Origin of the sequence: Paenibacillus albiflavus, from assembly GCF_004344915.1 — a bacterium.
Taxonomy (GTDB): domain Bacteria; phylum Bacillota; class Bacilli; order Paenibacillales; family NBRC-103111; genus Paenibacillus_AM; species Paenibacillus_AM albiflavus.
Genome location: NZ_SKFG01000010.1, coordinates 92,039 through 116,734, shown reverse-complemented (window position 1 = coordinate 116,734; position 24,696 = coordinate 92,039). Strand labels below are relative to the sequence as shown.

Here is a 24,696-nt window from a genome sequence, read left to right as displayed (position 1 = left end):
AGATGCAAGCGGGATATATACAGCAGTTATTTGCGGAACGAATTGGTGGCGTTAAGTTTGGTTTGGATTCAGAGATTTATAAATTCGAGAAAATTAAACGTGCGAAGCAGGCAGCGCTTAGGGCGCATCCTGGAGTTGAGCTAATCGATTTGGGAGTAGGTGAGCCTGATGAGATGGCGGATCAGCAAGTTGTACAGACGTTATATGAAGAAGCCGGCAAAAAAGAAAATCGCTTCTATTCTGACAACGGAATCGCCGTTTTCAAGCAAGCTGCTGCTGACTATATGAATAGCGTATTTGGAGTGGGCGGAATTGATCCGGAGACGGAAGTTAATCATATCATCGGTTCCAAGACAGCATTGGCGATGTTGCCGACTGCTTTTATCAATCCAGGTGATGTAACGATCATGCCTTCTCCATGCTATCCGATTCTTGGGACACATACCGAATATCTGGGCGGAGAAGTTGTGTCACTGCCTATTCATAAGGAAAATCATTTTTTACCAGATTTAGATTCCCTATCTCCCGAAATTTTGAAACGGGCAAAGCTGCTCTATCTTAATTATCCGAACAACCCAACGGGTGCTTATGCGACTAGAGAATTTTTTGAGAAGGTTGTGCAATTTGCAAAACAGCATAACTTAATCGTCGTGCATGATGCAGCATACGCGGCGCTTGTATTTGAAGGCGAAGAGCCGCTCAGCTTCTTATCCATTCCTGGAGCTAAAGAGGTTGGTGTTGAGCTGCATTCTTTATCCAAGTCCTACAATATGACAGGGTGGCGCATTGGTTTCATTGTTGGTAATTCGCATATCGTCAAAGCGTTCGCAACGGTTAAGGATAATAACGATTCTGGCCAATTTATTGCGATTCAGAAAGCAGCTGTATACGCACTGCAGCATCCCGAAATTACGGAGAACATTAGCAAGAAATATTCACGCAGACACGACATGCTGGTAGAAGCCTTGAGAAGTCTTGGATTTACGGTGGAGAAGCCGAAGGGTTCTTTCTTCCTCTATACGGCGGCGCCTAAAGCAGTTGCTGAAGGACCTGAGTTCCATACAGCAGAAGACTACAGTCAATACTTGATCCGTGAGAAAATGATCTCTACTGTTCCGTGGGATAACGCTGGACAATACATTCGCTTCTCCGTCACGTTCCAGGCACAGGATGAGGTGGAGGATAAGCACGTGATCGAAGAGGTTAAACGCCGCTTGTCTAGTGATCGCTATATTTTTTAAGTAGGGTGAAAACTTATGAAATACACGAAAATGCACGGCCTCGGCAACAATTATATCTATGTGAATGAATTCGAGGTTAAGTTACAGGAAGCGGAACTGGCATTGATAGCGGTTAAGGTCTCTGATGTGAATTTTGGAATTGGGTCAGATGGGATGATCCTGATTGGGCCATCAAGGGTTGCTGATTTTAGAATGCGTATCTTTAATTCGGATGGATCTGAGGCGAAGAATTGCGGCAATGGGTTAAGATGTGTAGCGAAGTATGTGTATGATCGGAGTATGACACATGAGCGGCACTTCACTATTGAAACGCTTGGCGGCATTGTGCATGTCGAGGTTCATGTGGATGAAGAAGCAGTCCAAACCGTAAGTATCGATATGGGGAAACCGCGATTAATGAAAAAAGAAATTCCAATGCTTGGCGATGAGGATAGCATAACGATTAATGAAAGCGTGCAGATTGATGGCGCCGACTATCAAATGACTGTCGTGTCGATGGGCAACCCTCATTCGGTCATGTTTGTCGAGGATATTGAACAAGCAGCGGTCAATCAGATTGGACCTACCGTTGAGCATGCTGCGCTATTTCCTGAGCGAATTAATGTCGAATTTGTCCAAGTTCAGAATTCGCATGAAATCGATTTTCGCGTGTGGGAGCGTGGTTCAGGTATCACGATGGCTTGCGGTACTGGAGCTTGCGCAGCAGTGGTTGCTGGGGTGCTAGGCGGTCATTTGGAGCGTGCTAAGCCGATTACCGTTCATTTATTGGGTGGGGATTTGGTCATTACGTATGCGGACAACGATCATGTGTATATGAAAGGTCCAGCGACGTTTATCAGCGACGGTGTGTTTTATTTGAGATAAGAATCCGCTATTTTTTTAAAAGAAGAGAATCTGAGCAAATAAGTATTTAGAAATCCGTTATTTGATTTCATACTAGATCAACAACAAACCACCCTTCTATATTATTTGGAAGGGTGGTTTGTCATATCGGTTCGTCAAAAAATGATGGATAACCTGAAACATTTCAAATATAGTATGAATAGGAATCTACTAGAGCATTGTCAGAGGGAGAGAGTGACATGGATGATGTATTTTCAATCGTTCCGTTATGGAAGCTGATTGGGGCCATTGTAGTGTTCGTATGTGTTTACATATTCATTATACTTGAAAAAATGAACCGAGCCGTATTAGCAATCAGTGGAGCGGTCCTGATGGTATTGGTCGGGATCGTCGATACACAGGATGCTTATACGAAGCATATCGATTGGCAGACGATATTTCTATTAATCGGAATGATGCTCATCGTTACGGTGACGAAGAAGACAGGGCTTTTTCAATATATATCTGTGAAGGCCGCGCAGAAGGTAAGAGGGAATCCGATAAAGGTTCTGCTGATGTTATCGACGATTACGGCAATTGGTTCTGCTATTCTCGATAATGTGACGACAGTTCTGCTTATTGTTCCGATTATCTTTTCTATCACCAGAATTCTTAAAGTGAAACCGATGCCTTATCTGATTGCAGCGATCCTGATGAGCAATATTGGAGGAACAGCTACATTGATCGGTGACCCACCGAACATTATGATCGGAACGTCTACGCACTTAAACTTTAACGATTTTATAATCAACTTGGGACCACCTGTACTTCTTACAATGATAGCTGCGCTGGTTATGCTCTGGTTGATCTATAAAAAGGATTTTGCAGTTAATGCCGATCGAGTAGAAGAGCTTATGAAAATCGATGCAAGCAGCTATTTAACAGATAAAGTGCTTTTGATCAAATGTCTCGTAGTTCTATCATTAACTTTAATCGGATTTGTCTTGCATAGTGTCATTCATATAGAAGCTGCCGTTATTGCGCTGGCAGGCGCAACGATTCTTATGCTGATCGGTACGAAGGGACATGAAATTGAAGGCGTGTTTCGCTCGGTAGAGTGGGTAACGATCTTCTTTTTTGCTGGCTTGTTCATTCTCGTTGGTGGTTTGAAGGATGTGGGCGTGATTAGCTTCCTGGCAACCAAGGTGCTGGAGCTTACGGCAGGCAATGAAACTTTTACTTCCATGCTTATACTCTGGGTGTCTGGCATCGCATCGTCTACAATCGATAATATTCCGTTCGTTGCAACGATGATTCCATTAATTCAAGATATGGGAGCACAGATGCATTTAGCTGACCCGAATATGCTCAATCCTGTATGGTGGTCGCTAGCTCTAGGCGCTTGCCTCGGTGGAAATGGAACGTTGATCGGTGCATCGGCAAACCTTGTTGTAGCGGGTATGGCTGAGCGAGAGGGTCATAAGATAACATACATGGGCTTTTTGAAAATTGGTGCCCCTATCACATTCGTATCCCTTGTCATTTGTTCGATTTATGTCTTCATCGTTTATCATTAGGATGGCTGATGGAGAGCCAGCATAAAGCAGATCACGTTCCTTCTTATTTTATTTATGATAGAATAGATGTTATATGAAATGTTGATGAGGTGCAGATCCAATGAAAACAATCACTGTCAAAGATTTAGTAGATAAATTTCAATTGGAAGTACTTGCGGGACAAACTCAATTGCATCGAACGATATCAAGATCAAGTGTACATAGGCCTGGCCTCGAGTTTGTCGGTTTTTTTGAATATTTTCCTCAAGAGCATGTGCAAGTACTGGGTGAGAAGGAAATTACTTATCTACATACACAGACTGAACAAGAACGCGATATTCGAATTGGTAACGTTGTGAAGTATCATCCACCTTGCTTTGTTGTGACGTGGAATCAAGGCGGATTGGAATATCTGATTGAGCATTGCGCAAGAGAAGGCATACCATTGCTTCGCTCGCCCAAGCCAACGTCCGTGTTTATCGAGCGTGTTGATGCATATCTAACGAAAGCTTTCGCACCTGAAGTGCAAATCCATGGGGTATGTGTGAATGTCGCGGGCATCGGTATTTTGCTTCGGGGTAAATCAGGTATTGGCAAAAGTGAAACCGCATTAACACTCATCAGACGAGGACATCGCCTGGTAGCCGATGATGCAGTTGTGCTGAAGAAAGTCAATCCAGAGCTAATTATTGGGACACATAATCAGAAGACACGCGAATTTCTTGCCTTACGCAGTGTAGGATTAATCAACGTGGCACGTATTTATGGCAGAAGCTCATTCCAGGATGAAACTCGGATTGTGCTGGATATTGAACTTACGCAGTGGAAAGAAAGTGAGCTTTACAATGACTTGGAGCTAGAAACCAAGTATGTTGAATATTTGGATGTTCGTATTCCACATATCGAAATTCCGCTTCAACCAGGGCGAGATGTTGCTGCATTAGTAGAAGCTGCAGCTAATAATTATTATCTTCAGCTGCAAGGCTATAGTGCGGCAGAGGAATTTATGCAAAGAATCAATAGTGACTCTTAGTTCTTAATACATACGACGAAAGACGTGAACCTGACGCAAAGCTTTCCGTAAAGCCTGCGTTAGTCACGTCTTTATTATTTGTGTTACCGGGCTTAAACGAGAGATTAGATTCATATAATTTAACGCAAGTAACAAGTTCTTATTTTTTTGATGTGCCAAAAAAGAATGATATAATTACAGAGATGGAATGATTTTTGTTAATGAATTGAAGCTAGGAGGTGAAAATAAGATGAGAGCTTATAAACTTCCACAGAATATTCAGCTTGGTTCAGCAACTGCGTCTTTGCAGATTGAAGGGGGAGATCGGAATAACAGTTGGTATCAATTTTGCGAGAACAATCGAATTAAAGATGGTTCTCATTGCATTGTTGCTGCTGATCACTGGAATAGGTATGAAGAAGATATTGCGATCATGAAGCAGCTTAATCAAGAAACGTATCGAATGAGTATCGAGTGGAGTCGTATTGAGCCTGCTGAAGGACAGTATAATCAAGCGGCTTTAGATCATTACAGAGACGAAATTCTTAAGCTACTAGATGCTGGCATTCGTCCACTTGTAACTTTGCATCATTTTTCCAATCCGATCTGGATTGAAGAAGCTGGTGCATGGACGAACCCCAGAATCGTTAATTATTTTTCTAAATATGTCAAAACAGTCGTGTATGCACTTGGTGATTTGGTATGTGATTGGGTGACGATTAATGAACCGAATGTCTACTTATTCCAATCGTATATTGAGCTTACAAGTCCACCAGCCAAGCCCAGCATGAAGCATTATTTTAAAGGCATAAAGTTGATGATCGAAGCTCATATTGATGCCTATCGCGCAATTCATCGGATTCGCAGTGAACAGCATTTTCTTGGTCAGACACAGGTAGGCGTTGCCTTTCATATGCGGGTTTTTGATATTGAGAGGAAGAAAATTCGTTCCGCGCTATCGCGTAAGTTAACTGATTATGTGTTTCATACGCTTTTTCTAGAGGGAATGATTCATGGGAATTATAAGTTTCCAATTCATCGGAATAAGCAGTATATTAATCAGAGAACGGAGCTTTATTGTGATTTTTTTGGTCTGAATTATTATTCGCGAGACATTATTGAATTTACTTGGAATCCATTCGTAGCCTTTGCTAAGCAATTAGTGAAGAAGGGAATTGATACGAATGATATGGGGTGGGAGATCTACCCTGAAGGGCTTTACCGAATTTGTAAGGAAATTTATAAGAAATACCAGCTACCAATTTATATAACGGAGAATGGTATTTGCGATCAGACAGATGGCAAAAGAGCGAAGTTCATCTATGATCATCTAGAACAAGTGGCTAAGCTTTGTGAGGAAGGAATTCCGATTGAGCGTTATTATCACTGGTCAACGATCGATAACTTTGAATGGCAGGAAGGTTTAAGCAGACGCTTCGGGCTTGTTCATATCAATTATGAGACACAAGCCAGAACAATTAAACAGAGTGGCTATTTCTATGCAGAAATATGCAAGACCAAGGAAGTATCTCCAGAAATGCTAATGAAATATCAACCTTCATAGGGATATTAACGATAAAAGCTCGATCATCTCCACTATAGTTGGAAAGATCGAGCTTTCTGTATTTGTTCTGATTGAGTAATTCTGCTTTGGTCTTCGTCTTCTTGGTCGATAGATCCATTGCGATTTGGGTGCCTTGGCGTTTCATTGCATGTAAGTCATAGCCTCTGGCACGGGCTAGCTTATCACGATTACGTCTTGATAAACTTTTGGACATGTTGATCAGCTCCTATTTGGTTTATAATTGTATTGTACATCGAATTAGGGAAAAATGAAAAGTGGGCAAGTGTTTAACGTAATAGAGAACATCGAAGGAGTATATGGAATGTCGATATTGGATTTGCAGCAGCTGGGGAAGTATCGAACAGGCGGGGAGCGAGTGGATTTATTCAGAGAAGTATCAGCGCAAATTAATAAACCAGAGATGATTACTGTACTCGGCGCTTCAGGTCAGGGAAAAAGCACATTGCTTCGTATAATGGCTAAGCTGGATCTTCCGGATGAGGGAGAAGTTTTTTTGCATAATAAATCCGCTAATGATTGGAGTTCCAAGGAGTGGCGAATGAAGGTTTGCTATATCGCTCAACAGGCTGTTATGCTGCCAGGAACTGTTGAGGACAATCTCAGAACTGTCAGTGAATTGCATCGAACACCTTTTGAAGAGAAGCTTGCAACAAGGCTGATGGAGGAGCTCGGATTAGGTCAATTGGACTGGAAACAGAATGCTGATCTGCTATCTGGGGGGGAAAAGCAGCGTGTAGCGCTCATTCGTTCACTGCTCCTGCATCCCGAGATTCTATTGCTGGACGAAGTGACAGCCTCGCTTGATTCAGCAAGCAAACAGGCTGTGGAAAGCATGCTTAAAAAGTGGCACAAGGCGAATGATACGACACAGATCTGGATTACCCATGATCTTGATCAGGCGAGACAGATTGGTGATCGCGTTTGGTTTATAGGTGGTGGAACATTACTCGAAGATAAGGATAGTCATTCGTTTTTTGAGTGTCCATCTAGTGAGTTAGGACGTCAATATCTCCAATTAAGTGAACGGGAAGTTGAATCATCATGTCTATAATGGCTTTATCTTTTACCTTAATTTTTATTATGATTACGATCCTCGTATCTTTATGGCAGAAGCTCGGCTTAGAAAAGGATATTCTGATTGGAACGATACGTTCCGCTGTTCAGCTATTGATTATGGGATATGTGCTGCAGTTCATATTTGATACGGAGCATCCTCTTTTTCTCGTCTTGATTCCTTTCATCATGATCTCAGTGGCTTCTTGGAATGCAAGCAAGCGTGCAGAAGGAATGTCTGGCGTTGTCTGGCGAATTGCCGTATCGATTGCCTGCACAGAGATCATTACGATGGGACTGTTTATAGGATTCAACATTATTGAGCCGATCGCAAGATACATTATACCAATGAGTGGAATGATTATCGGTAATTCCATGATCGTATCCGGCTTGTTCCTCAACCATATGAAACGTGAAGTAGATGCTTCCCGCGGAGAGATAGAAGCTTTGTTATCACTTGGCGCTACAGCTAGACAGGCCATCCATGCATCGCTTAAACGATCCGTGAAAGCAAGTATGATTCCTACGATCGATAGCATGAAAACTGTGGGACTAGTCCAATTACCTGGGATGATGACGGGTATGATCGTAGCGGGTGCAAGCCCTGTCGAGGCAGTACGTTATCAGATTCTGATTATGTTCTCCATCACCTCAGCGGCAGCTGTTACAAGTATTATGTTAAGCCAGCTATGCTATCGTTTATGGTTCACGAAGGATATTCGATTGCGAAGACTATAAGTTTGAAATTGGAGGTTTAATCATTATGATCAGAGGATCGCATGCAGTATTAGAACAAGAAATCAATGCATTTATACATAATGAAGCTTATGGTGATGGCGTTTACCATGTCGAGCATTCGATATTGACTCATGTTTATCCTGCTGATGCTCCCTATGTTTTATACATGGGCTGCGGCGGCAGATCTACAAGACCTTCTTTTATTCTGGGTGTTGGTAACCTACATACCGATCAAGGAGCTTTGATTATTTCCCATTATTACAAACCAAGGTCGTATATCATGGCATTCACAGAAGCAGTTAAGGAGTTATTTGAGGGATCATCCACTGATTACATTCGCTCACTTGTAATGCACTGGGGACAAGTATATAAGGAAATGATTGAGGAGTACTATAGAGAAGCCTCAAATACACAGCAAATAGACCTTAAAACAATGGATATATGGCAGAATAAAGAGGAGATCGAGGCATTCATTAGACGAGAGCGGAAGCACGTCTAAGCATTTTGAGAGTGAATTCTAAGAGCTATTTAATCGTCTTCTCAGAATGATGATTTTCTTTAAGCACAGCGCGGTTTTGCGGCTTTGTAGGCCCAGATTTGGGCATTTGGACATGTGTTATAGTAGTGTCAGAAACCAAATTGGTACTCACAAGGAGGCAACAACCATGAAAATTCAAAACAAACTAGGAAAAATCGTTTTTGGTGTCGTAATGAGCACAGCTTTGATTCTTCCAACAACTACAACTGCTTTTGCAGCAACAACTACTACAGCAGCTACTTCTGCTAAAGCAACAACTTCTATGACATCTGCCCAAAAAGCGGATAAGATGATAAAATTTGCAAATTCACTTGTAGGTAAAGTTAAATATGTGTATGGCAAAAATGATACAAAAAACTTGATCTTTGACTGCTCATCTTTTACAAAATATGCGCTTAAGCAAGTAGGCGTTGACGTGAAATGGGGAGCAAACGCGCAATATAACCAAGGTAAAAAGGTAGCTAAGAAAGATTTGAAAAAAGGTGACCTTGTATTCCTAAGCGTCAAAACTCCTGGTAAAATCGGACACGTTGGTATCTACGTAGGAAATGGCAAGTTCATTCACAATACAACTGGGTCAGTATACGGTTTAACAACTGGTGATTTGAATAAAGGCTACTGGAGTACTCGTTATGTAGCAGCAGCACGTTATTTCTAATAAATGGACAAGCCTAGCGCAAAGAGTGATTAACTCTTTGCGCTTTTTTCTAGTTAATCTTGCCGAATCCATTCGAACATACGCTGAACAGCCTGGAGATGGATTGGAGCGGGGAAATGATGTCCAAGCCCTTCATATTGATGGAAGGAAACATCTTTGTGCAGCTTAATCAGCATTTGGTACATCTTCAAGCTATGCCCGAAATCGACTTGAGTATCGTCAGTGCCATGTATCAGAAGTATCGGACATTGCAATTGATTGGCTATATGGATGGGGGATCTGGCTTCATAGGCTTCAGGTACTTTATTCGGTGTGCCGCCTATTACGCGCTTAAGCATTCGACGTAAATCAATTCTTTCCTCATACGTTTTGCTTAAGTCAGATACGCCGCTCCATAAGATGAGTTTATGCACATCTTTCGAATGTCCAGCCAAATGTGCTGCATTGATCGATCCGCGAGAGAAGCCCATAACGGATATTTGGTCAGTACGGACAAAGGGTAACTGCTGTAAATAATGAATCGCTCCAAGCGCATCGGCTTGATCCGCACCGCCGAATTCATCCCTGCCTTCTCCGCCTTCATTTCCTCTGTATGATGGAGCAAAAATGATATAACCTTGAGCTGTGAATTGTTCTATCCACTCCAATTTGACTTTCCCTACTTTGCCTATTCCACCACGGCAATAAATGAGTGCTGGCAATTTCGCTTGCATGATGTCTTTAGATGGAGAATGTAAGGAGCTAGCTAGCTGCTTGATCGGCAGTTCTGACAAGGGATAAATCTCTTTATCTAACTTTGCTAAAGCAGGTATGGAAAGCATGTATTCAGGTGGGATGCCCAAATATCCTTTGACCTTAAGGCCGTCGTTTGAAAGGTAAGTTATATGAAATATCATTTGTATTCAGCATCCTTCTTCGTGCAGGTAATCAATTGTGTACTATAGCGTCTAGGTCGTAAAAATACAAGTTGACGTGTCTTAATGGTCAAGTTACGATAGAGTTGTAGATATCCTTTTTGTGGAAAATAAAGGAGGAGTTGCTAGTATGAATTTAAGCGAACGTTTACGGAGCAATGCACAGCATTACCCAAATAGTCTGTCATACGACTATCTGGGAGAACAAGTTACGTATCAGGAACTTGATGACAGAGTGAATCGATTTACATACCAGCTTGCGGCTAAAGGAATTGGCAAGGGAGATGTTGTCGCATTATTGCTTGGAAATAATCCGTATTTTGTAACCGCTTACTATGGTGTCATACGAGCAGGTGCGATTGTTGTACCAATTAATCCTACTTTCACCTCAAGGGAATTATCCTACATATTGACGACAAGCAAATGCAAGCTTATTATTGCCCATTCCGCGTTACAGCCAGTCTTGAATGGACTAAGGAGTCAATTAGCTGAGCTTCAATCGATTATTTATGCAGAACCTGTAGAGAATGAACTCAATATGGAATTATTGATGGAGGAAGTAGATGAGCAACTATCGCTTCCAGAGCTTGATGAAGAAGATGTTGCCGTCATTCTCTTTACATCGGGCACGACGGGGAATCCGAAAGGTGCCATGCTGACCCATCGCAATTTGTATTCGAATGCGGTTGCCTGCTGCGAGTTATTCGAAATGACTCGGGATGATCGGATCATTGCCGTATTGCCCTTGTTCCATGTTTTCTGCATGACAGTGTGTATGAATGCTCCGATTATTTGCGGCTCGTCGATGGTGATCATGCCGAAATTCAGTCCAGTTGATGTTGTGAATACGATTCGAGATACGCGGGCAACCTTATTTGCAGGAGTTCCAACGATGTACAACTATATCATGCAGCTTCCAAACGTGAGTGCTGCTGATTTCTCTTCCCTACGACTCGCAGTTTCAGGTGGAGCGCCTATACCTGTATCATTGCTTGAGAATTTTAGCGAGCGATTCCAGGTTCAAATTCAAGAGGGCTATGGTTTATCGGAAGCTTCGCCAGTAACAGCATTCAATCCAATTCGCGGTAAGCGAAAGCCTGGTTCTGTTGGGCTCAATATTCCGAGTGTCATGAATATGGTCGTTGACAGTGAAGGGTTAGAGGTGCCGCGAGGCGAAATTGGAGAACTGATTGTCAAAGGTCCTAATGTGATGAAAGGTTATCTTGGAATGCCAGAGGAAACTAGTCTAACGATCAAGGATGATTGGTTGTATACAGGTGATTTAGCTACAATGGATGAGGAAGGCTATATCTATATCGTCGATCGCAAGAAAGACTTGATTCTTGTTGGCGGCTATAATGTATACCCAAGAGAAGTAGAAGAGGTACTATATCAGCATCCAGCGATCATTGAAGCGGCAGTGATTGGTGTTCCAGATGAACAACTGGGTGAAGCAGTCAAAGCCTACATTGTAAGGAAGGATGCAGCCTTAATGGATGAGGAAATTAGAGCTTTTCTCCAGGATAAATTAGTTAAATATAAAATTCCGAAGTATATCGAGTATATAGCAGAGCTGCCTAAAAACAGTTCAGGTAAAATTCTAAGAAAATCTCTAAGGGAAACAACGGTTGTTTAGATCATAAAATAACCATAACAGCATCGACCTTTAAGGTACGATGCTGTTTAATTTTGCCGAATTCGATTGTGTGGTTGTTCCAATACTTCTCGCAATTAGGAATTGTGCCATATAATATGTAGACATGATCAGTACGTGAGAATAGGCGATATCGGTGATAAACATATTCCAGGCTAGAATAGAATCCGAGGTTACGAAGAGGATACCACCGACGATCGACCACTTATTCCCTGTCATGATGGAGAACCAGCACATGAGAGAGATAACAAGAAGATACACTAGAACAGGAATGATTAAGACTTGATCCCCTTTGTCTTGGAGAGAATGGAAGATTCTATAGCCCATATAGATTCCGTATAGGAGGAGAGGGAGAATCGTGCTGAATCTGATCCAGGAGAATCGCCATCTGGTGATGAAGGCCCATGTGTAGAAGAGATGTCCAATGAGAAATGCGGATAAGCCGACTACAAACCACTTTAAGAGACCGTCACCGAGCATGCAGAAGAATAGCCCCGTTAGTACGATTAAGAAGTACCGATCCTTCAGATGTGGTTTATGCAAATATGCATAAATGAGAATGAGCCACATCGGGATTAGCTTGAACAGCATGGCGGAGCTTACAAAAATATCAACAAGCCCCATTACAAGGATTAGCACAGCTAACAATCGTTTGACCATAAATGATCCCCTTCCTATTGTTGATTAGGTAATTAACTTAACAATATCTCATTATTCAGATAATTCATAGCGTTAAATCTAAGTAGACGAGGCTAGACACAGATAGTATTAGACACAGATAGTTTGCTTGCGTGCTGGCTGCTTCCGATGCCATAATAGGCTACAAAGGTTGGTGCAAGCTGGAAGTCTATTATAGATATAATCGGAGGGGTAAGATTGAATCATCATGATGATAAGAAAGCTGTGGTATCCGATGCTGAGAACAAGGCTAAGGATGCTTCTGAATTAGATAAACCAAGACCATTTGAATCTCATCTGGTCGTTGATGAAATCGTCAAAGACTATGCGGCCCAAGGCGGGTTTGATTATCTTGAAGGTAAGGGCAAGCCACTTCATATATCGAATGATGATATACTAAACACGATTCTCAAAAACTCTAATTTTCTACCACCGTGGGTTGAATTGCAGAAAGAGATTCGTTTAAGAATGGTAGCCACTATCAAGAAGATAGATCAACAAGCTGGCAGTACCATCATTTCGCAAGAGATTGACGAAATCAATGCTCTGATTAAAGTTTATAATCGGAAAGTTCCGAATAGTGCTTTGCAAAAAGGTTTCGTAACAGCTGAGAATCTAAAGTTAAAATATAGTGATAAGTGGGAATAATTAGATATTATCCCTTACTCTGATTTTCTGCAAAGTCCTCGAGTTGATTTATCGATAAAAGATAACGTGTGTTTGATAAACTCGGAATCAGGTAGTTCATGAAGAGTCTCAACGGCTTTCTGAAGCGGTAGTCCTTGCCTGAATAGAATACTATGAATTCTCTTAATTTCTTTACGTTCAATTGAGCTTAGACCTGCACGTCTTAATCCTACGACATTAAGACCTAAATATCGGAGCGGATTGCCACTTACAAGTGCAAAAGGGACAACATCCTGTGAGATACCGCTGCCCCCTCCGACCATTGCATAACGTCCGATTTTGCAATATTGATGAATGGGGGTCAGTCCTCCGATTACAACGTGGTCCTCTATTTCTACATGTCCCGCAATCTTGACGCTTCCTGTGATTGTAGTGTGGTTGCCGATGATGCAATCATGCCCGATATGTACGTACAGCATAATTAAATTATGATTACCGATGGTAGTATTCGAACCGCCCTTGTTCGTTCCACGAGATAGCGTGACATGTTCGCGAATGACGTTGTGATCGCCAATCGTTAAGTAGGTCGGTTCGGTTTGAGGAATGGTAGTGATTGGCTCAATGCCAATTACAGCTCCATGATAGATATGGTTATTCTGCCCAAGTGTGGTGTTGCAATGAATTCGGACATGAGACTCAATCCTGCAATGGTCACCGATCACAACATCCTCATCGATGATGGAGAATGGACCAACTTCTACATTCTGACCTAACTTGGCATGGGGATGAATAATAGCGGTTGGATGTATCATACAATTTCCTCCAATTTGGTATGCGAATTCTTACAAAACTTGTAGTTTAAAATAAATTGAATATTCGATTAATATGTATAATTCCTATATTGGCAGATATAATCTGACCAATCAAGTTATGAAGTGAACAAGTTATTAAATTTGATCCCGTAAAGAAAGACGAATTGCAGGACCAACTTAACTTTTTATTAGGAAAACATAAAGGGGAGAAGAAGCAATGAATCAAGAAGTAACCGAATTTATCGAAGCGTTGGAACCGTGGCAGAGCGAACTGTCGGAGATTTTGAGAGAGGTTGTGTATCAGGCGATACCTGATGCGCTTGAACGGATGCAGTATAAGAAGCCTCATTTTTTAAAGAACGGTAAATATGCAGCTGTGATCTCGCCATCCAAAGCAGCAGTTAGCTTCACAATCTTTCATACATCTGAGTTGAACCTGCCTGCAGAATTATTTGATGGTCCACCGGAAAGAAAAACGATGAAACTGCGCAATGGGGATATGATTAATCGCACTCAACTAGCAGAATGGATTAGTCAAGCATCGGGTTCGCTGTAAAATTGGCCGAGCTTCATTCTTTGTATGGAACGGAATGAGGATGTCACAAAATGGCACCCTATCTCGTTACATGATCAAACGAGAGATGGAGGGATTTGTGATGAATGAATTAACTTGTGTGGTTGTTGGTGGAGGATATGCGGGGATTCATGCGCAAAAAGCGATTCGTAAAGCATTCTTAGGAGAGTCGGGTTCGCGATTAAAGCTTATTCTAATTGATAAGAACACCTATCATCTTCGTAAAGTACTGTTGTTCAAGAAGGCGACGAGGGACGAGGATATTGCAATTCCTTTTACTAACTTATTGTCCGATGGAACTAATTTTATTCAGGCGACGGTAACGGGAATCGAATCAGTAGAAAAAAGGCTATTCTATCAGGATACGGGGGGCAACGAGCACTCGATGCGCTATGATCTACTTGTCTTGGCGGCGGGGAGCGTCGTGATGCGGCCGGATCCTGCTCAAGGCGGAATAGCATTGGTAAATCTGGATGCTGCAGCAAAGATTCGACAGGCTTGGCGCACAAATTTAATGAAAGCTGCTCAAGAAACGAATCCGCTTGAACGTCAGAGATTAATGACGTTAGCGATAGCTGGTGCTGGGATAAGCGGCATTGAAACTTCGGCAGAACTCGCTTCCATCGTTCGTGAAGAGGCGAGAGTAATTGGCCTCGATCCGACTGCCGTGAAGATTTTTCTATTGAATTCGAATGATAGGCTTTTCCCAGAAGGTCCTGCTAAGGTAGGACAAAAGCTGGAACATTCGCTTGAGCAGTGCGGGGTAAAGATATTCCATGGGAGAAAGGCAATGCACGAAAAAGGAGGAATCGTCACTTTATCGGATGGTGAAACAATACCCGTTGGCTTATGTGTCTGGACACTAGGTTTATTGCCTAATCCAATGCTTCGGAGTCTGGGGCTGCCGTTAACTACGGAAGGTGAAGTGATTGTGGATGCCAGTTATCGCGTCCAAGGCAGTCAAGGTGTTTATAGTATCGGCGATTGTGCAAGAATCGTAGATCCTGCAACGGGACGAAAAGACGGCAAGACGTGCAAGGAAGCAACCGCTCAAGCGGGAAGGCTTGCAAAGATTATGATGGCTGATATAACAGGACTCCCTGCGCCTGTACACAAGGGGTTTATGGACTTCTTCTGTTTTGGCCTCGGCCCTAATCAAGGCATGGCATGGATACGTAAATGGGGAATAGATATGATTATAACAGGACAGCTAGGATGGCGTTTAAGGAAATTCACATGGGATTCGGCAAGTCTGTTGAAATAATGTAAATAGAGAGCTAGATGATAAGAATGGAAGTGGAAAGATGCAGGAGTTATATAAGCAGTATAAAGGGCTGCTTTTTACCCTTGCCTATCAATTAACCGGATCTGTTACCGATGCAGAAGATGCTGTACAGGACGTATTTCTTAAAGTGCATGATGTAGATCCCGAACGTTTAGTTGAACCCAAAGCCTATTTGTGCAAAATGGTGACGAATCGTTGTCGAGATTTACTAAAATCGGCACGTAAACGGCGGGAACAGTATTTCGGACAATGGCTTCCCGAGCCTATTTTTACATCTAATGATGAAATGTATGAATCGGTAGTTCGCGGCGAGCTATTGTCTTACGCCATGCTTGTGCTGCTTGAAAAGCTGACCCCTACAGAACGGGCGGTATTCGTGCTTCGTGAGGGGATCGGTTATGAATATCCTGAGATTGCTGAACTCGTTGACAAAAGCGAAGCGAATTGCCGAAAGCTGATCAGTCGCGCGAGAGTAAAGTTGGGAATTGCTAGCGAAGAACCGATCTCTTCTGAAGCAAGCGAAGAATGGGTCCATCAATTCCTGCATGCTCTCCAGCAAGGTAATGTGGATACGGTTGTTTCAATGCTCGCTAAGGATGTCGTGTTGGTCTCAGACGGAGGAGGCAAAGCGATCGCTGCTGTCCATCCTATTGAAACGCCAGAGCTCGTCATCCGATTTCTTCTCGGTCTTATTCGTAAGATTCAAAATGATGAAGAAGGCCTCAGTATAGAAATAAGAGATGTAAACGGCCAATCAGGAATTATTGTCCGATCAGGTGAGGTTATCGATACCGTTGCTCTAATGCACGTCGAGAGAAATTCGATTCGCAATTTATACTTTGTTAGAAATCCTGATAAATTGAAGTTCACCTATAATTGATAATATCCCCTTTAAGTAGACAGTGCGAATAAAGCGCACAACTGTTTACTTGAAGGGGATATTTTTAATGATATAGAATTTATAACATTCGTCTAATAAATTCTAAGTATCACCTTAAGAAACGCGCCACCTTTAAGGATGGCGAAGTCGTTTCTTCTTGTCTATGAGGGTTCATCATTTGTTCTTTGCAAACAGATAGTTGTAGTAGCTCGCGTGCTTAATTTCATCCGTCATAATTTCGAAGATCATATCGCGAAATTGCGGCTGAATGTTGAAAAAGATCGTTCTGTATTTCTCGAATGCTTTCAGTTCCCCAAATAAGGCTTTTTCAATTCCTTCTAAATAATTGGTTACGGTTTCGCCCTGCTCCTCCATACTTTCTGACACATTTGGTATTGTGCATGTTAATTGTTGATATATGTTTCGAAACATTTGATTATGTTTTCTTTCATCATCACGAATTCCAGCAATAATTTTCTTTTCGTTTTCAGTTGGTGCTAATTGTATCAGTTGTTGATAGAACAACTCATCGCTTCTTTCCCCTGATATGGATTGCAAAATCATATAGGGAATCATTTCCTGATTAGGACTGATATATCCATAGCAATTGCGTTGCTGATAGCTATAATGTGAGGGTGGATATGAAGGGATCATTTGCGTTCTCCTTTTCACATTTCATTTTTAGTAGGATATTCACCTAGCTGGGATTAGGTTCGATCCTTTACTTTTACTCGCTAGCATGGCCCCTGTAAGTGACTGATGTTTCTCATGTTTTTATCAGAATCAAGGTTTATACTCGGAATAGATTCAATCAATAAATGGAGGGGAAGACGTGCATAAAGGAAATTACATATCCAATAAACGGTTTAAAAAGTTCGCTGTTCGGGGAGCAGTGATCGCTTTTGTGGTCGTGATGTTGGGGTTCGTCTTTACTTATAATCAGTCAATCGTTTATGCCGATCACAAGAATGACAAGAAGGTGGAGAAGGACGATCACAACAAAAAAAGTGACAAATCCAAGGAGCTCAATAAGGATATTAAATATGATACAGATGATCGCTCAAATGAAATGGTATCTCAAATAGATCGGACAGGTCTATCTGACAAGATGATCACACTTCAAGTCGATAATAAGCCTTTAATGAAGTTAACTGGCTTTATACAAGACCAAGTCATTTATGTACCTGCAGTTACTACACTGCAGCAGCTTGATGTAGCGAGCATTTGGTATGAGAACATTGGAGCGATAGAAATGTTTGTTTCTGATCATACATCTGCAACTACTGTGCTTGACTGTATTTTCCGTTCGAATGAAAATGTCATGTTTATCAATGGTGCTAAATATCGAATGACATCAGTGCCAATAATGAAAGATAATCTGTTGTATATTCCTGCAGAAGCTATAGCTGTACTGATGCGTTATCAGATGACAACAAAGGAAGAATTGAATGGTTGGTCATTGACATGGGAAGGAGTGAAATGAAATGAGTCGTAAAATTACGAAGTGGGTGATCGGTGTTTCGAGTGTAGCTCTTTTTACAGGTCTTCTTTATGTGGAAGGGCAATTGAATTTAACGAATAAGGCGGAAGCGAATATAGAAAATATGGGCGTTCCTTATGACATTAGAAATAATACCCAGACTTCTATTAAAGGCCAAAATACAGGGTTCGTTGGCAATGAGCAAGATGTAAATGGGTTACAAAATATGAGTCATGATGAAAAAAATCAGAGAGAAACATGGATTAATAGCTTGGATTGGGAGAAGCAGGAGGTAACGATTGTTCCTAAAGATACGCAGCCTACTCAACCCACTCAAACCACGAAAAAACTGAGAACTCGGAGATCCTAATATGGAGAAGACATTTCGTGCGATGAATACAGAAGTGACCGTGATCATAGATGACGTTCCCGAGCAACTCGACTGGGCAGATCAGGTTCAGCAGCTGTTTCAAGTCATGGAAGCTACGGCATCAAGATTCTCTGTGGATAGTGAATTATCACGCTTGAATAATGCGCCTATCGGCAATCCTTATATGCTTACAGAACAGCTCTATGATTTATTCGCTTATGCATGGAAATGCACGCTGCAATCAGATTTCAAATTCAATCCGTTGATCGGATCGGTTCTCAACAGGATCGGGTATGATCGTTCGTTTGAGAAAATTGAACGTGTGGATAGCGTACTAGATTCAACGTATCATTATGGGAACGCTCAGTTATCCGAAAGGTTTGACTTTGATGTACTATCGTTCTCTGATGATCTTCGATCGGTAACGAAACATAAGCAAGTTAATGTCGATCTTGGAGGTATTGGCAAAGGATGGACGGTTGACCTCGCTTATCGGTTGCTTCAAGATGATCTTCAAGTCCAGCAAGGAGCAATTGATGCGGGCGGAGACATGAGAGTTTGGAGTAACGCGATTCCTTGGCAAGTTGGTATCCAGCATCCAACCGATGAAGATCAAGAAGTTATTCAGCTCTGGATCAAAGAAGGAGCAATTGCAACATCTAATGTTATGCACCGTAGATGGATTCATCATGGAAATTTGTATCACCATATTATAGATGGTCAAACCATGCAGGTTGCTAACTCCGATATTGTGCAAGCAACTGTACTCGCTCCATCAACAGCACAAGCAGAGGTTGTATCGAAGGTGATCTGTATGCTAGAAGCGTCAGAAGTGAATAATTGGGTATCTTCACATTTTGAAGGAGTCGGATATATCTTCATTACCAAGAGTGGAGAAATCAAACTTAATCGCGATGTGAAAAATTATGTAGAGGAGTTGAATTGGTAATGGCAAATTATCTCTCTACATGGGGTGTCATTAAGGCAGCTGGAATTAGCTCTTATCTACTGTTGTTTATTTCGGTTTCTGTTGGAGCGTTCGGGTACAGCAAGCTGGTCTCTGTCAAGCGTCGAGGTTTGTTATTAATCATCCACCAATGGACGGGCTGGTTTGGTTTTCTATTTGGATTGCTTCATGGAATCGTATTGCTGATTGATATGTATGAGCCATTCTCGATTAAAGAGGTGTTGGTCCCTTTCTACACGGATCATCAAACGGTTGCTAATGGTTTTGGGATTCTTGCATTTTATATGTTTTTTGCAGTACTGGTGACTTCGGATTGGATGAAAACTTTTGGGAAAAAAGTCTGGAGGTTTGTGCACTATTTGCCTTTTCCTGCTTTTATTCTTTCCTTACTTCACGGACTTCTTGCTGGTTCAGATTCATCGCTAAAGGGGATAAAAATGATGTATGCTATTACTGGCATCCTTTTCATATTAGTAGTTGTCGTTCGAATGGGGTGGAGGAAGCCAGCAAAAGAAAAGGAGCAGAGTCATGCATATATTACTAGCCGAGGATGATGTTCGACTTGGCCCCCTCATTGTACATATGCTGAACAAGGAAGGGCATGCTGTTGATTGGGTTAAGGACGGCTTAGAAGCTTTAGATTATATGGATACGACTAGCTATGATATGGTTATTCTCGATTGGATGATGCCAAGAATGGATGGGATCATGCTGTGTAAACAATTAAGGATGGAATCCTATTCGGGCGGGATTATTATGCTGACAGCAAAGGATACCTTAAATGATCGAATAGATGGTCTGGATGCTGGTGCGGATGACTATATCATGAAACCGTTCGAATTCGCTGAGCTGTTTGCAAGAATTCGGTCGTTGTCGAGACGTATCGCTCAAGTTATTCAAGAAGAATGGATCGAGATCGGTTCCTATCGATTATCAGTCAATGAACGATCTCTTGTTTACGATGATATGAAGATCGCACTCACGATACGAGAATTTCAATTAATAGAGCTGCTTATGAGGAACTTCGGAAATGTACTTCCAAGACAAGTGCTCATTGACCGAATATGGGGCTATGACACGGATGTGAATAGTAACACGTTAGATGCGTTAGTCAAACAATTACGAAAGAAGCTAGACTGTACGACAGGAGATTTGAACATTAACAATGTTCGAGGTACAGGGTATAAGCTGGAGGTAGCCCATGTTTGCTAGAACGAGCAGCAAGCTAACTTTATTTTTTGCGGTAATGATGATCTTGTTCCTGCTCGCAGTAAATTTATCTAGTTACTTTCTGCTAACTTCGATCATTTATAAAGAACAGCAAGTAAAGCTGGAAACGATCGTTAATAACGAAACGAATGAACACTCCAATGAATTGATAACGGATCGAATGAGGGATAGGAAGGGGGATAAACAAAAGGAAAAAAAGGATAAAACAGATAAAAAGGATTCCTATCATGATATTGAAATGCCGCTGCGTCCTTTCTATTTAGTCCTTGATTATGAAGGTCATATTGTGAAGACCGACGCAGTAAATGCAGAGCTAGCTCACGACATTAGCGATAAATTTGAACACTGGGTTCCAAAGGAGAACGAAACGATTCATCAAGTGTTTGATGTTGAGAAATCAAATGTCCATCTCTTACTTGCGGGCAGGGCTGTTTATGCCGGAGATGAATATGTGGGAAGTGTTGTCGCGGGAATAGATGTAACCGAACAGAATCGATTGCTTGAGAAGGTTATGCTGACTCAGATCATTATCTCCATTGTATTTTTGCTAGTATCGATCGCTATAGGCTATATGATGTCACGTCGAGCGATGAAGCCGATTAAGCAATCATTTGAGAAGCAGCAGAAATTTACGGCTGATGCCTCGCATGAATTGCGTACGCCACTTGCTGTTCTCCATTCCTCAATCGAAGTGTTGGAAAGCGAAGGCGGGGAGAAAATACCCGAATTCAGCAAACAAGTGATGCTGGACATGAAGGAAGAAGTCAAGCGCATGACTGGTCTTGTTGCAGATCTCCTCACATTAGCTAGAGCAGATGCCTCTGCTGTGAAGATGTCATTCATTGAATTTATGTTAGATGAAGAACTGGATAGAGTATTTCGCAATTTCATTCCGATTGCACAGCAGCGGGAAATTGAACTAGTCAAACCTGCAGATACCGAAGTAATTGTGCGAGCAGATCAGGAACGATTCAGGCAATTGCTAGTCATCTTAATGGATAATGCCATGGAGTATACGACCAAAGGTGGTCAAATTAGAATTGATACCGCTGTAAAAGGGAGTATGCTTACGCTACGAGTTATAGATACAGGGATTGGAATTCCAGAAGATAAATTAGATGAGATTTTCGAGCGTTTTAATCGATTGGATGAATCTCGTAACCGAACTTTCGGGCATGCGGGTCTGGGACTATCAATTGCAAAATGGATAGTAGAAGCTCATCGTGGCACGATCAGAGTAGAAAGTAAGCTTGGTGAAGGAAGTATGTTCATTATTATGCTGCCGATCGTATCGTCAAAGGTATGAGAGGAAGTTCATCCAAAAAAGTGAGGGAGATCAAATGAGTACACCGCTGCATCCGTTAATTGTTCATTTTCCAATTGCCTTATTATTTATTGGCGCTATTCTCCAATTAGCTGCGCTTTGGAAGCCGAAGATGTTGAACAATATCGCAAATATTTTTCTAATTTCTGGATTTGTTACAGGTATTTTTGCTTATATGACAGGTGATGGCGGAGAAAGATTTGCCAGACAAGTGTTTGGTACGGATAAAACAGCAATCGGAATACATGAAAAATACGCAATGCTGACCTTGCTCGTATTTGGACTCATCGTTCTAGTAAAGCTCTATCAAACTTTTCCGCTAGTTCCTCGTCTTAAGAAGTATGCCAAGTACAGCTTATCTAAATTTTTTATTCCTGTATTGCTTGTATTGTCATTAGCTGGCGGAACACTTGTGTTCTTAACAGGGCACTACGGCGGGGAGTTAGTCTATCATGATTCAACTGCAACAACTAGTAAAGTGAATTCGGTGAAGTGACAAGTAATTGAACTGAAAACCTGAATAATGGAATGAAAAAATGGACTGTTGAAGCAAACAGTCCATTTTTATTCGTGATGGTCATTCCAATTGTGGGGAATCATTGCACCTTAATAATGAGCGACGAATCCACTTCATGAATAGCATGACGTCCAGAAATTGCTAATTGCAGTTCCGTTTCAGCGATCAGATGTTGAATCACTTCTTCGACACCACTTTGTCCTGCAACGGCCAAAGCATATGCATACGGACGACCGATCAGAACAGCAGAAGCTCCTAATGCAATCGCCTTAAGAATATCAGCGCCTCTACGGATGCCACTATCCATTAATACGGGGACTTTTCCGTTAACTGCTTCACAAATCGATGGGAGAACATCAAGTGTCGCCACCGCGCCATCAAGCTGACGCCCGCCATGGTTCGAAACAATAAGCCCATCAACCCCATGTTCCAAAGCCATAACGGCATCGTCTGGATGGGTGATCCCCTTGATGAGTAACGGGAGCTTGGTTTGCTGTCGAATAAAGTCAAGCTCTTTCCAGGTGAAACACGTATTATTGCCTTCATCCAGTGCCAGCTTGACGGCTTCCTTGATGTTTTCATGAGGAGGTTGTTTGAGCTGACTACAAAATACAGGGTCTGTAAAATAATTCCCCATCCCTTGGCCAGTAAGAAACGGTAAAAATGCATTGCTCAAATCTGTTTCCCGCCAGCCTAGGAGGGTTGAATCGACGGTGACGACAATCGCGCTAAATCCAGCCTGTTCAGCTCGACTTAGAAAACTTTTGGTCAATTCGCGATTTTTCGGCGGATAAAGCTGGAACCACCTTGTATGTTCCCCCATCGTTTCTGCTATTTTTTCGAGAGGGATACTCGACACATTGCTAAGAATATAAGGAACGCCTAATTTTGCTGCTGCTTTGGCAGGTCCAACTTCCCCTTCTGAATGAAGAATGGTATTAACGCCAATAGGAGCGAGCAAGAAGGGAACGGGTTGTTTTTGTCCAAATAGTTGGATGGAAATGTCACATTTAGAAATATCGCAGCAAACTCTAGGACGGATTCGATATTTTTGAAAAGCGTCAACATTGCTTCGTTTGGTATCTCCTGCGCCTGCTGCTCCGTGAACATATCCAAAGGGGCCAGCTGCTAATATCTGCTTCGCACGTTCCCTCCAGTCGTCATAAGAAACGGGCAATTGTATGGCAGCCTCATCTCCAGATTGATACCTTTTCATTTGAATCTCATCGCTACGAAAGGTCATAGCCCTCACCTCCATATTGCAACCTATGAATGATCTAAGCAGTACACCTCTGCATATCGAGGAAATTGACGTGATCTTTGTTTAGTCTTGCCCTAGTTGGAAGTCATTTAAACGGTTCTTTTGAGGTGAATAGCAAGCATAAACAATCTATTCATGGACATGATAACCAGAACTAAATGTAATGGGTTCGGCATTGAGCACATATTAGCGGCGAGTGATTGGGGGCATAGGATGATGAAGTTCCTGAATCTTACATATGAACTTGTGGTTGGATTTTTCCTGCTTTTTATCATCGTTAAAATCGTCGGGAGAAAGATCATCACCCAAGTAACGCCTTTCACTTTTATTACTGCTATTGTAATAGGGGAGATACTAGGGACTGCATTATATGAGAAAGAAGCGGGTATTCCTGAAATCACCTACGCGATGTGCTTGTGGGGATTTTTGCTGCTGATCGTTGAATTTATTGGACAGAAATTTTTATGGTTTCGAGGTATAGTTGATGGGAAGCCTGCTGCGCTTATCAAAAACGGGGTAATTGATCGGGGTGAATTGAAAAAAAACCGAATGAATCTCAATCAATTGCAAAGTTTGCTTCGGCAGAGTGATGCCTTTTCGATTCGGGAAGTCGCGTATTGCTATTTGGAGCCGAACGGTTCGATCAGCGTTTTAAAGAAGCCGAAATATCAAAAAACAACATTGGAGGATTTCAAGCTTGCTAGCAAACCAGTTCATGTACCTGTTACCGTTATTCGGGATGGGCATGTATTATGGGATGAGATCAAAGAGTTGGGATTTGACGAATCATGGTTAATGAAGCATCTTCAAACAAAAAGCATTCAGAATTACAAAGATGTTTTTATAGCTGAATGGTTGGTTGGAGATGAGCTTTTTGTGCAGACTTATATGAAAACATAGTCACAAAGGAAATAGGATAA

Annotated in this window: 27 protein-coding genes; 22 read left to right on the top strand and 5 right to left on the bottom strand. The window is 41.8% G+C overall.

Annotated features, from left to right (window positions below):
• The first annotated feature begins 2 nt into the window (after window positions 1-2).
• From E0485_RS11620 to E0485_RS11580, 9 genes are all read left to right on the top strand, one after another.
• On the top strand, window positions 3-1,241 hold the full coding sequence (locus E0485_RS11620; RefSeq protein WP_132418212.1) for an LL-diaminopimelate aminotransferase: 1,239 nt from the start codon (window positions 3-5) through the stop codon (window positions 1,239-1,241).
• A gap of 15 nt (window positions 1,242-1,256) precedes the next feature.
• Window positions 1,257-2,105, top strand: coding sequence for a diaminopimelate epimerase (gene dapF / locus E0485_RS11615; RefSeq protein ID WP_132418211.1), 849 nt, complete (start codon window positions 1,257-1,259; stop codon window positions 2,103-2,105).
• 218 nt (window positions 2,106-2,323) lie between these two features.
• Window positions 2,324-3,640, top strand: coding sequence for an ArsB/NhaD family transporter (locus E0485_RS11610; RefSeq protein ID WP_132418210.1), 1,317 nt, complete (start codon window positions 2,324-2,326; stop codon window positions 3,638-3,640).
• 100 nt (window positions 3,641-3,740) lie between these two features.
• Window positions 3,741-4,652, top strand: coding sequence for an HPr(Ser) kinase/phosphatase (gene hprK, locus E0485_RS11605; RefSeq protein ID WP_132418209.1), 912 nt, complete (start codon window positions 3,741-3,743; stop codon window positions 4,650-4,652).
• A 229-nt stretch (window positions 4,653-4,881) separates the two neighbouring features.
• Complete coding sequence (locus tag E0485_RS11600; RefSeq protein ID WP_132418208.1) at window positions 4,882-6,195, top strand: glycoside hydrolase family 1 protein; 1,314 nt, start codon at window positions 4,882-4,884, stop codon at window positions 6,193-6,195.
• A gap of 322 nt (window positions 6,196-6,517) precedes the next feature.
• The gene (locus E0485_RS11595) at window positions 6,518-7,267 is read left to right on the top strand and encodes an ABC transporter ATP-binding protein (protein ID WP_132418207.1); all 750 of its coding nucleotides are present in this window, start codon (window positions 6,518-6,520) and stop codon (window positions 7,265-7,267) included.
• A complete protein-coding gene (locus tag E0485_RS11590; RefSeq protein ID WP_132418206.1) occupies window positions 7,258-8,007 on the top strand; it encodes an ABC transporter permease in 750 nt (249 codons plus the stop codon). Before E0485_RS11595 ends, E0485_RS11590 begins: the two co-directional genes overlap by 10 nt.
• A gap of 25 nt (window positions 8,008-8,032) precedes the next feature.
• Window positions 8,033-8,506 (top strand): hypothetical protein, encoded by a 474-nt coding sequence (locus tag E0485_RS11585; RefSeq protein ID WP_132418205.1) that lies wholly within the window; start codon window positions 8,033-8,035, stop codon window positions 8,504-8,506.
• 166 nt (window positions 8,507-8,672) lie between these two features.
• Window positions 8,673-9,203 (top strand): C40 family peptidase, encoded by a 531-nt coding sequence (locus E0485_RS11580; RefSeq protein ID WP_235857536.1) that lies wholly within the window; start codon window positions 8,673-8,675, stop codon window positions 9,201-9,203.
• Window positions 9,204-9,256: 53 nt separating this feature from the next.
• Here the strand turns inward: E0485_RS11580 and E0485_RS11575 are convergent, their stop codons facing one another.
• On the bottom strand, window positions 9,257-10,099 hold the full coding sequence (locus E0485_RS11575; RefSeq protein ID WP_132418203.1) for an alpha/beta hydrolase family protein: 843 nt from the start codon (window positions 10,097-10,099) through the stop codon (window positions 9,257-9,259).
• A gap of 148 nt (window positions 10,100-10,247) precedes the next feature.
• Here E0485_RS11575 and E0485_RS11570 point away from each other — a divergent pair, with 148 nt between their 5' ends.
• Entirely contained in the window at window positions 10,248-11,753 is a 1,506-nt protein-coding gene (locus tag E0485_RS11570) for a long-chain-fatty-acid--CoA ligase (protein ID WP_132418202.1), read from the top strand.
• Window positions 11,754-11,783: 30 nt separating this feature from the next.
• On the opposite strand, the gene E0485_RS11565 is transcribed toward E0485_RS11570, so the two are convergent.
• Window positions 11,784-12,431, bottom strand: coding sequence for a lysoplasmalogenase (locus E0485_RS11565; protein ID WP_132418201.1), 648 nt, complete (start codon window positions 12,429-12,431; stop codon window positions 11,784-11,786).
• A 216-nt stretch (window positions 12,432-12,647) separates the two neighbouring features.
• Between E0485_RS11565 and E0485_RS11560 the strand changes: the two genes are divergently transcribed.
• Entirely contained in the window at window positions 12,648-13,097 is a 450-nt protein-coding gene (locus tag E0485_RS11560) for a DnaJ family domain-containing protein (protein ID WP_165921154.1), read from the top strand.
• Window positions 13,098-13,111: 14 nt separating this feature from the next.
• Here E0485_RS11560 and lpxA read toward each other — a convergent pair whose 3' ends face one another.
• Window positions 13,112-13,903: an acyl-ACP--UDP-N-acetylglucosamine O-acyltransferase gene (lpxA, locus tag E0485_RS11555; RefSeq protein WP_268957561.1), complete on the bottom strand. Its 792-nt coding sequence runs from the start codon at window positions 13,901-13,903 to the stop codon at window positions 13,112-13,114.
• A 202-nt stretch (window positions 13,904-14,105) separates the two neighbouring features.
• Here lpxA and E0485_RS11550 point away from each other — a divergent pair, with 202 nt between their 5' ends.
• The 3 genes from E0485_RS11550 (at window position 14,106) to E0485_RS11540 (ending at window position 16,627) form a co-directional block, all read left to right on the top strand.
• Window positions 14,106-14,444: a DUF1801 domain-containing protein gene (locus tag E0485_RS11550; protein ID WP_132418198.1), complete on the top strand. Its 339-nt coding sequence runs from the start codon at window positions 14,106-14,108 to the stop codon at window positions 14,442-14,444.
• 100 nt (window positions 14,445-14,544) lie between these two features.
• Window positions 14,545-15,726, top strand: a complete 1,182-nt coding sequence (locus tag E0485_RS11545; protein WP_132418197.1) for an NAD(P)/FAD-dependent oxidoreductase — start codon at window positions 14,545-14,547, stop codon at window positions 15,724-15,726.
• Window positions 15,727-15,766: 40 nt separating this feature from the next.
• Complete coding sequence (locus E0485_RS11540; RefSeq protein ID WP_132418196.1) at window positions 15,767-16,627, top strand: RNA polymerase sigma-70 factor; 861 nt, start codon at window positions 15,767-15,769, stop codon at window positions 16,625-16,627.
• 174 nt (window positions 16,628-16,801) lie between these two features.
• Here E0485_RS11540 and E0485_RS11535 read toward each other — a convergent pair whose 3' ends face one another.
• Window positions 16,802-17,281, bottom strand: coding sequence for a ferritin-like domain-containing protein (locus tag E0485_RS11535; protein WP_132418195.1), 480 nt, complete (start codon window positions 17,279-17,281; stop codon window positions 16,802-16,804).
• A 178-nt stretch (window positions 17,282-17,459) separates the two neighbouring features.
• Here E0485_RS11535 and E0485_RS11530 point away from each other — a divergent pair, with 178 nt between their 5' ends.
• From E0485_RS11530 to E0485_RS11500, 7 genes are read left to right on the top strand one after another with little or no spacing between them, the layout of a single operon-like run.
• Window positions 17,460-18,110, top strand: a complete 651-nt coding sequence (locus E0485_RS11530) for a stalk domain-containing protein (protein WP_132418194.1) — start codon at window positions 17,460-17,462, stop codon at window positions 18,108-18,110.
• Window position 18,111: 1 nt separating this feature from the next.
• Window positions 18,112-18,477, top strand: a complete 366-nt coding sequence (locus E0485_RS11525; RefSeq protein ID WP_132418193.1) for a hypothetical protein — start codon at window positions 18,112-18,114, stop codon at window positions 18,475-18,477.
• 1 nt (window position 18,478) lies between these two features.
• Entirely contained in the window at window positions 18,479-19,426 is a 948-nt protein-coding gene (locus E0485_RS11520; protein ID WP_132418192.1) for an FAD:protein FMN transferase, read from the top strand.
• Entirely contained in the window at window positions 19,426-19,998 is a 573-nt protein-coding gene (locus E0485_RS11515; RefSeq protein WP_132418191.1) for a ferric reductase-like transmembrane domain-containing protein, read from the top strand. Before E0485_RS11520 ends, E0485_RS11515 begins: the two co-directional genes overlap by 1 nt.
• A complete protein-coding gene (locus E0485_RS11510; RefSeq protein ID WP_132418190.1) occupies window positions 19,973-20,656 on the top strand; it encodes a response regulator transcription factor in 684 nt (227 codons plus the stop codon). Before E0485_RS11515 ends, E0485_RS11510 begins: the two co-directional genes overlap by 26 nt.
• Window positions 20,646-21,980 (top strand): sensor histidine kinase, encoded by a 1,335-nt coding sequence (locus E0485_RS11505; protein WP_132418189.1) that lies wholly within the window; start codon window positions 20,646-20,648, stop codon window positions 21,978-21,980. Before E0485_RS11510 ends, E0485_RS11505 begins: the two co-directional genes overlap by 11 nt.
• Window positions 21,981-22,014: 34 nt before the next feature.
• Entirely contained in the window at window positions 22,015-22,494 is a 480-nt protein-coding gene (locus tag E0485_RS11500; protein ID WP_132418188.1) for a DUF2231 domain-containing protein, read from the top strand.
• 100 nt (window positions 22,495-22,594) lie between these two features.
• On the opposite strand, the gene E0485_RS11495 is transcribed toward E0485_RS11500, so the two are convergent.
• Entirely contained in the window at window positions 22,595-23,758 is a 1,164-nt protein-coding gene (locus E0485_RS11495) for an alpha-hydroxy-acid oxidizing protein (RefSeq protein ID WP_132418187.1), read from the bottom strand.
• A gap of 234 nt (window positions 23,759-23,992) precedes the next feature.
• On the opposite strand from E0485_RS11495, the gene E0485_RS11490 reads away from it, so the two are divergent.
• Window positions 23,993-24,676, top strand: a complete 684-nt coding sequence (locus E0485_RS11490) for a DUF421 domain-containing protein (RefSeq protein ID WP_132418362.1) — start codon at window positions 23,993-23,995, stop codon at window positions 24,674-24,676.
• The last annotated feature ends 20 nt before the right edge of the window (window positions 24,677-24,696 follow it).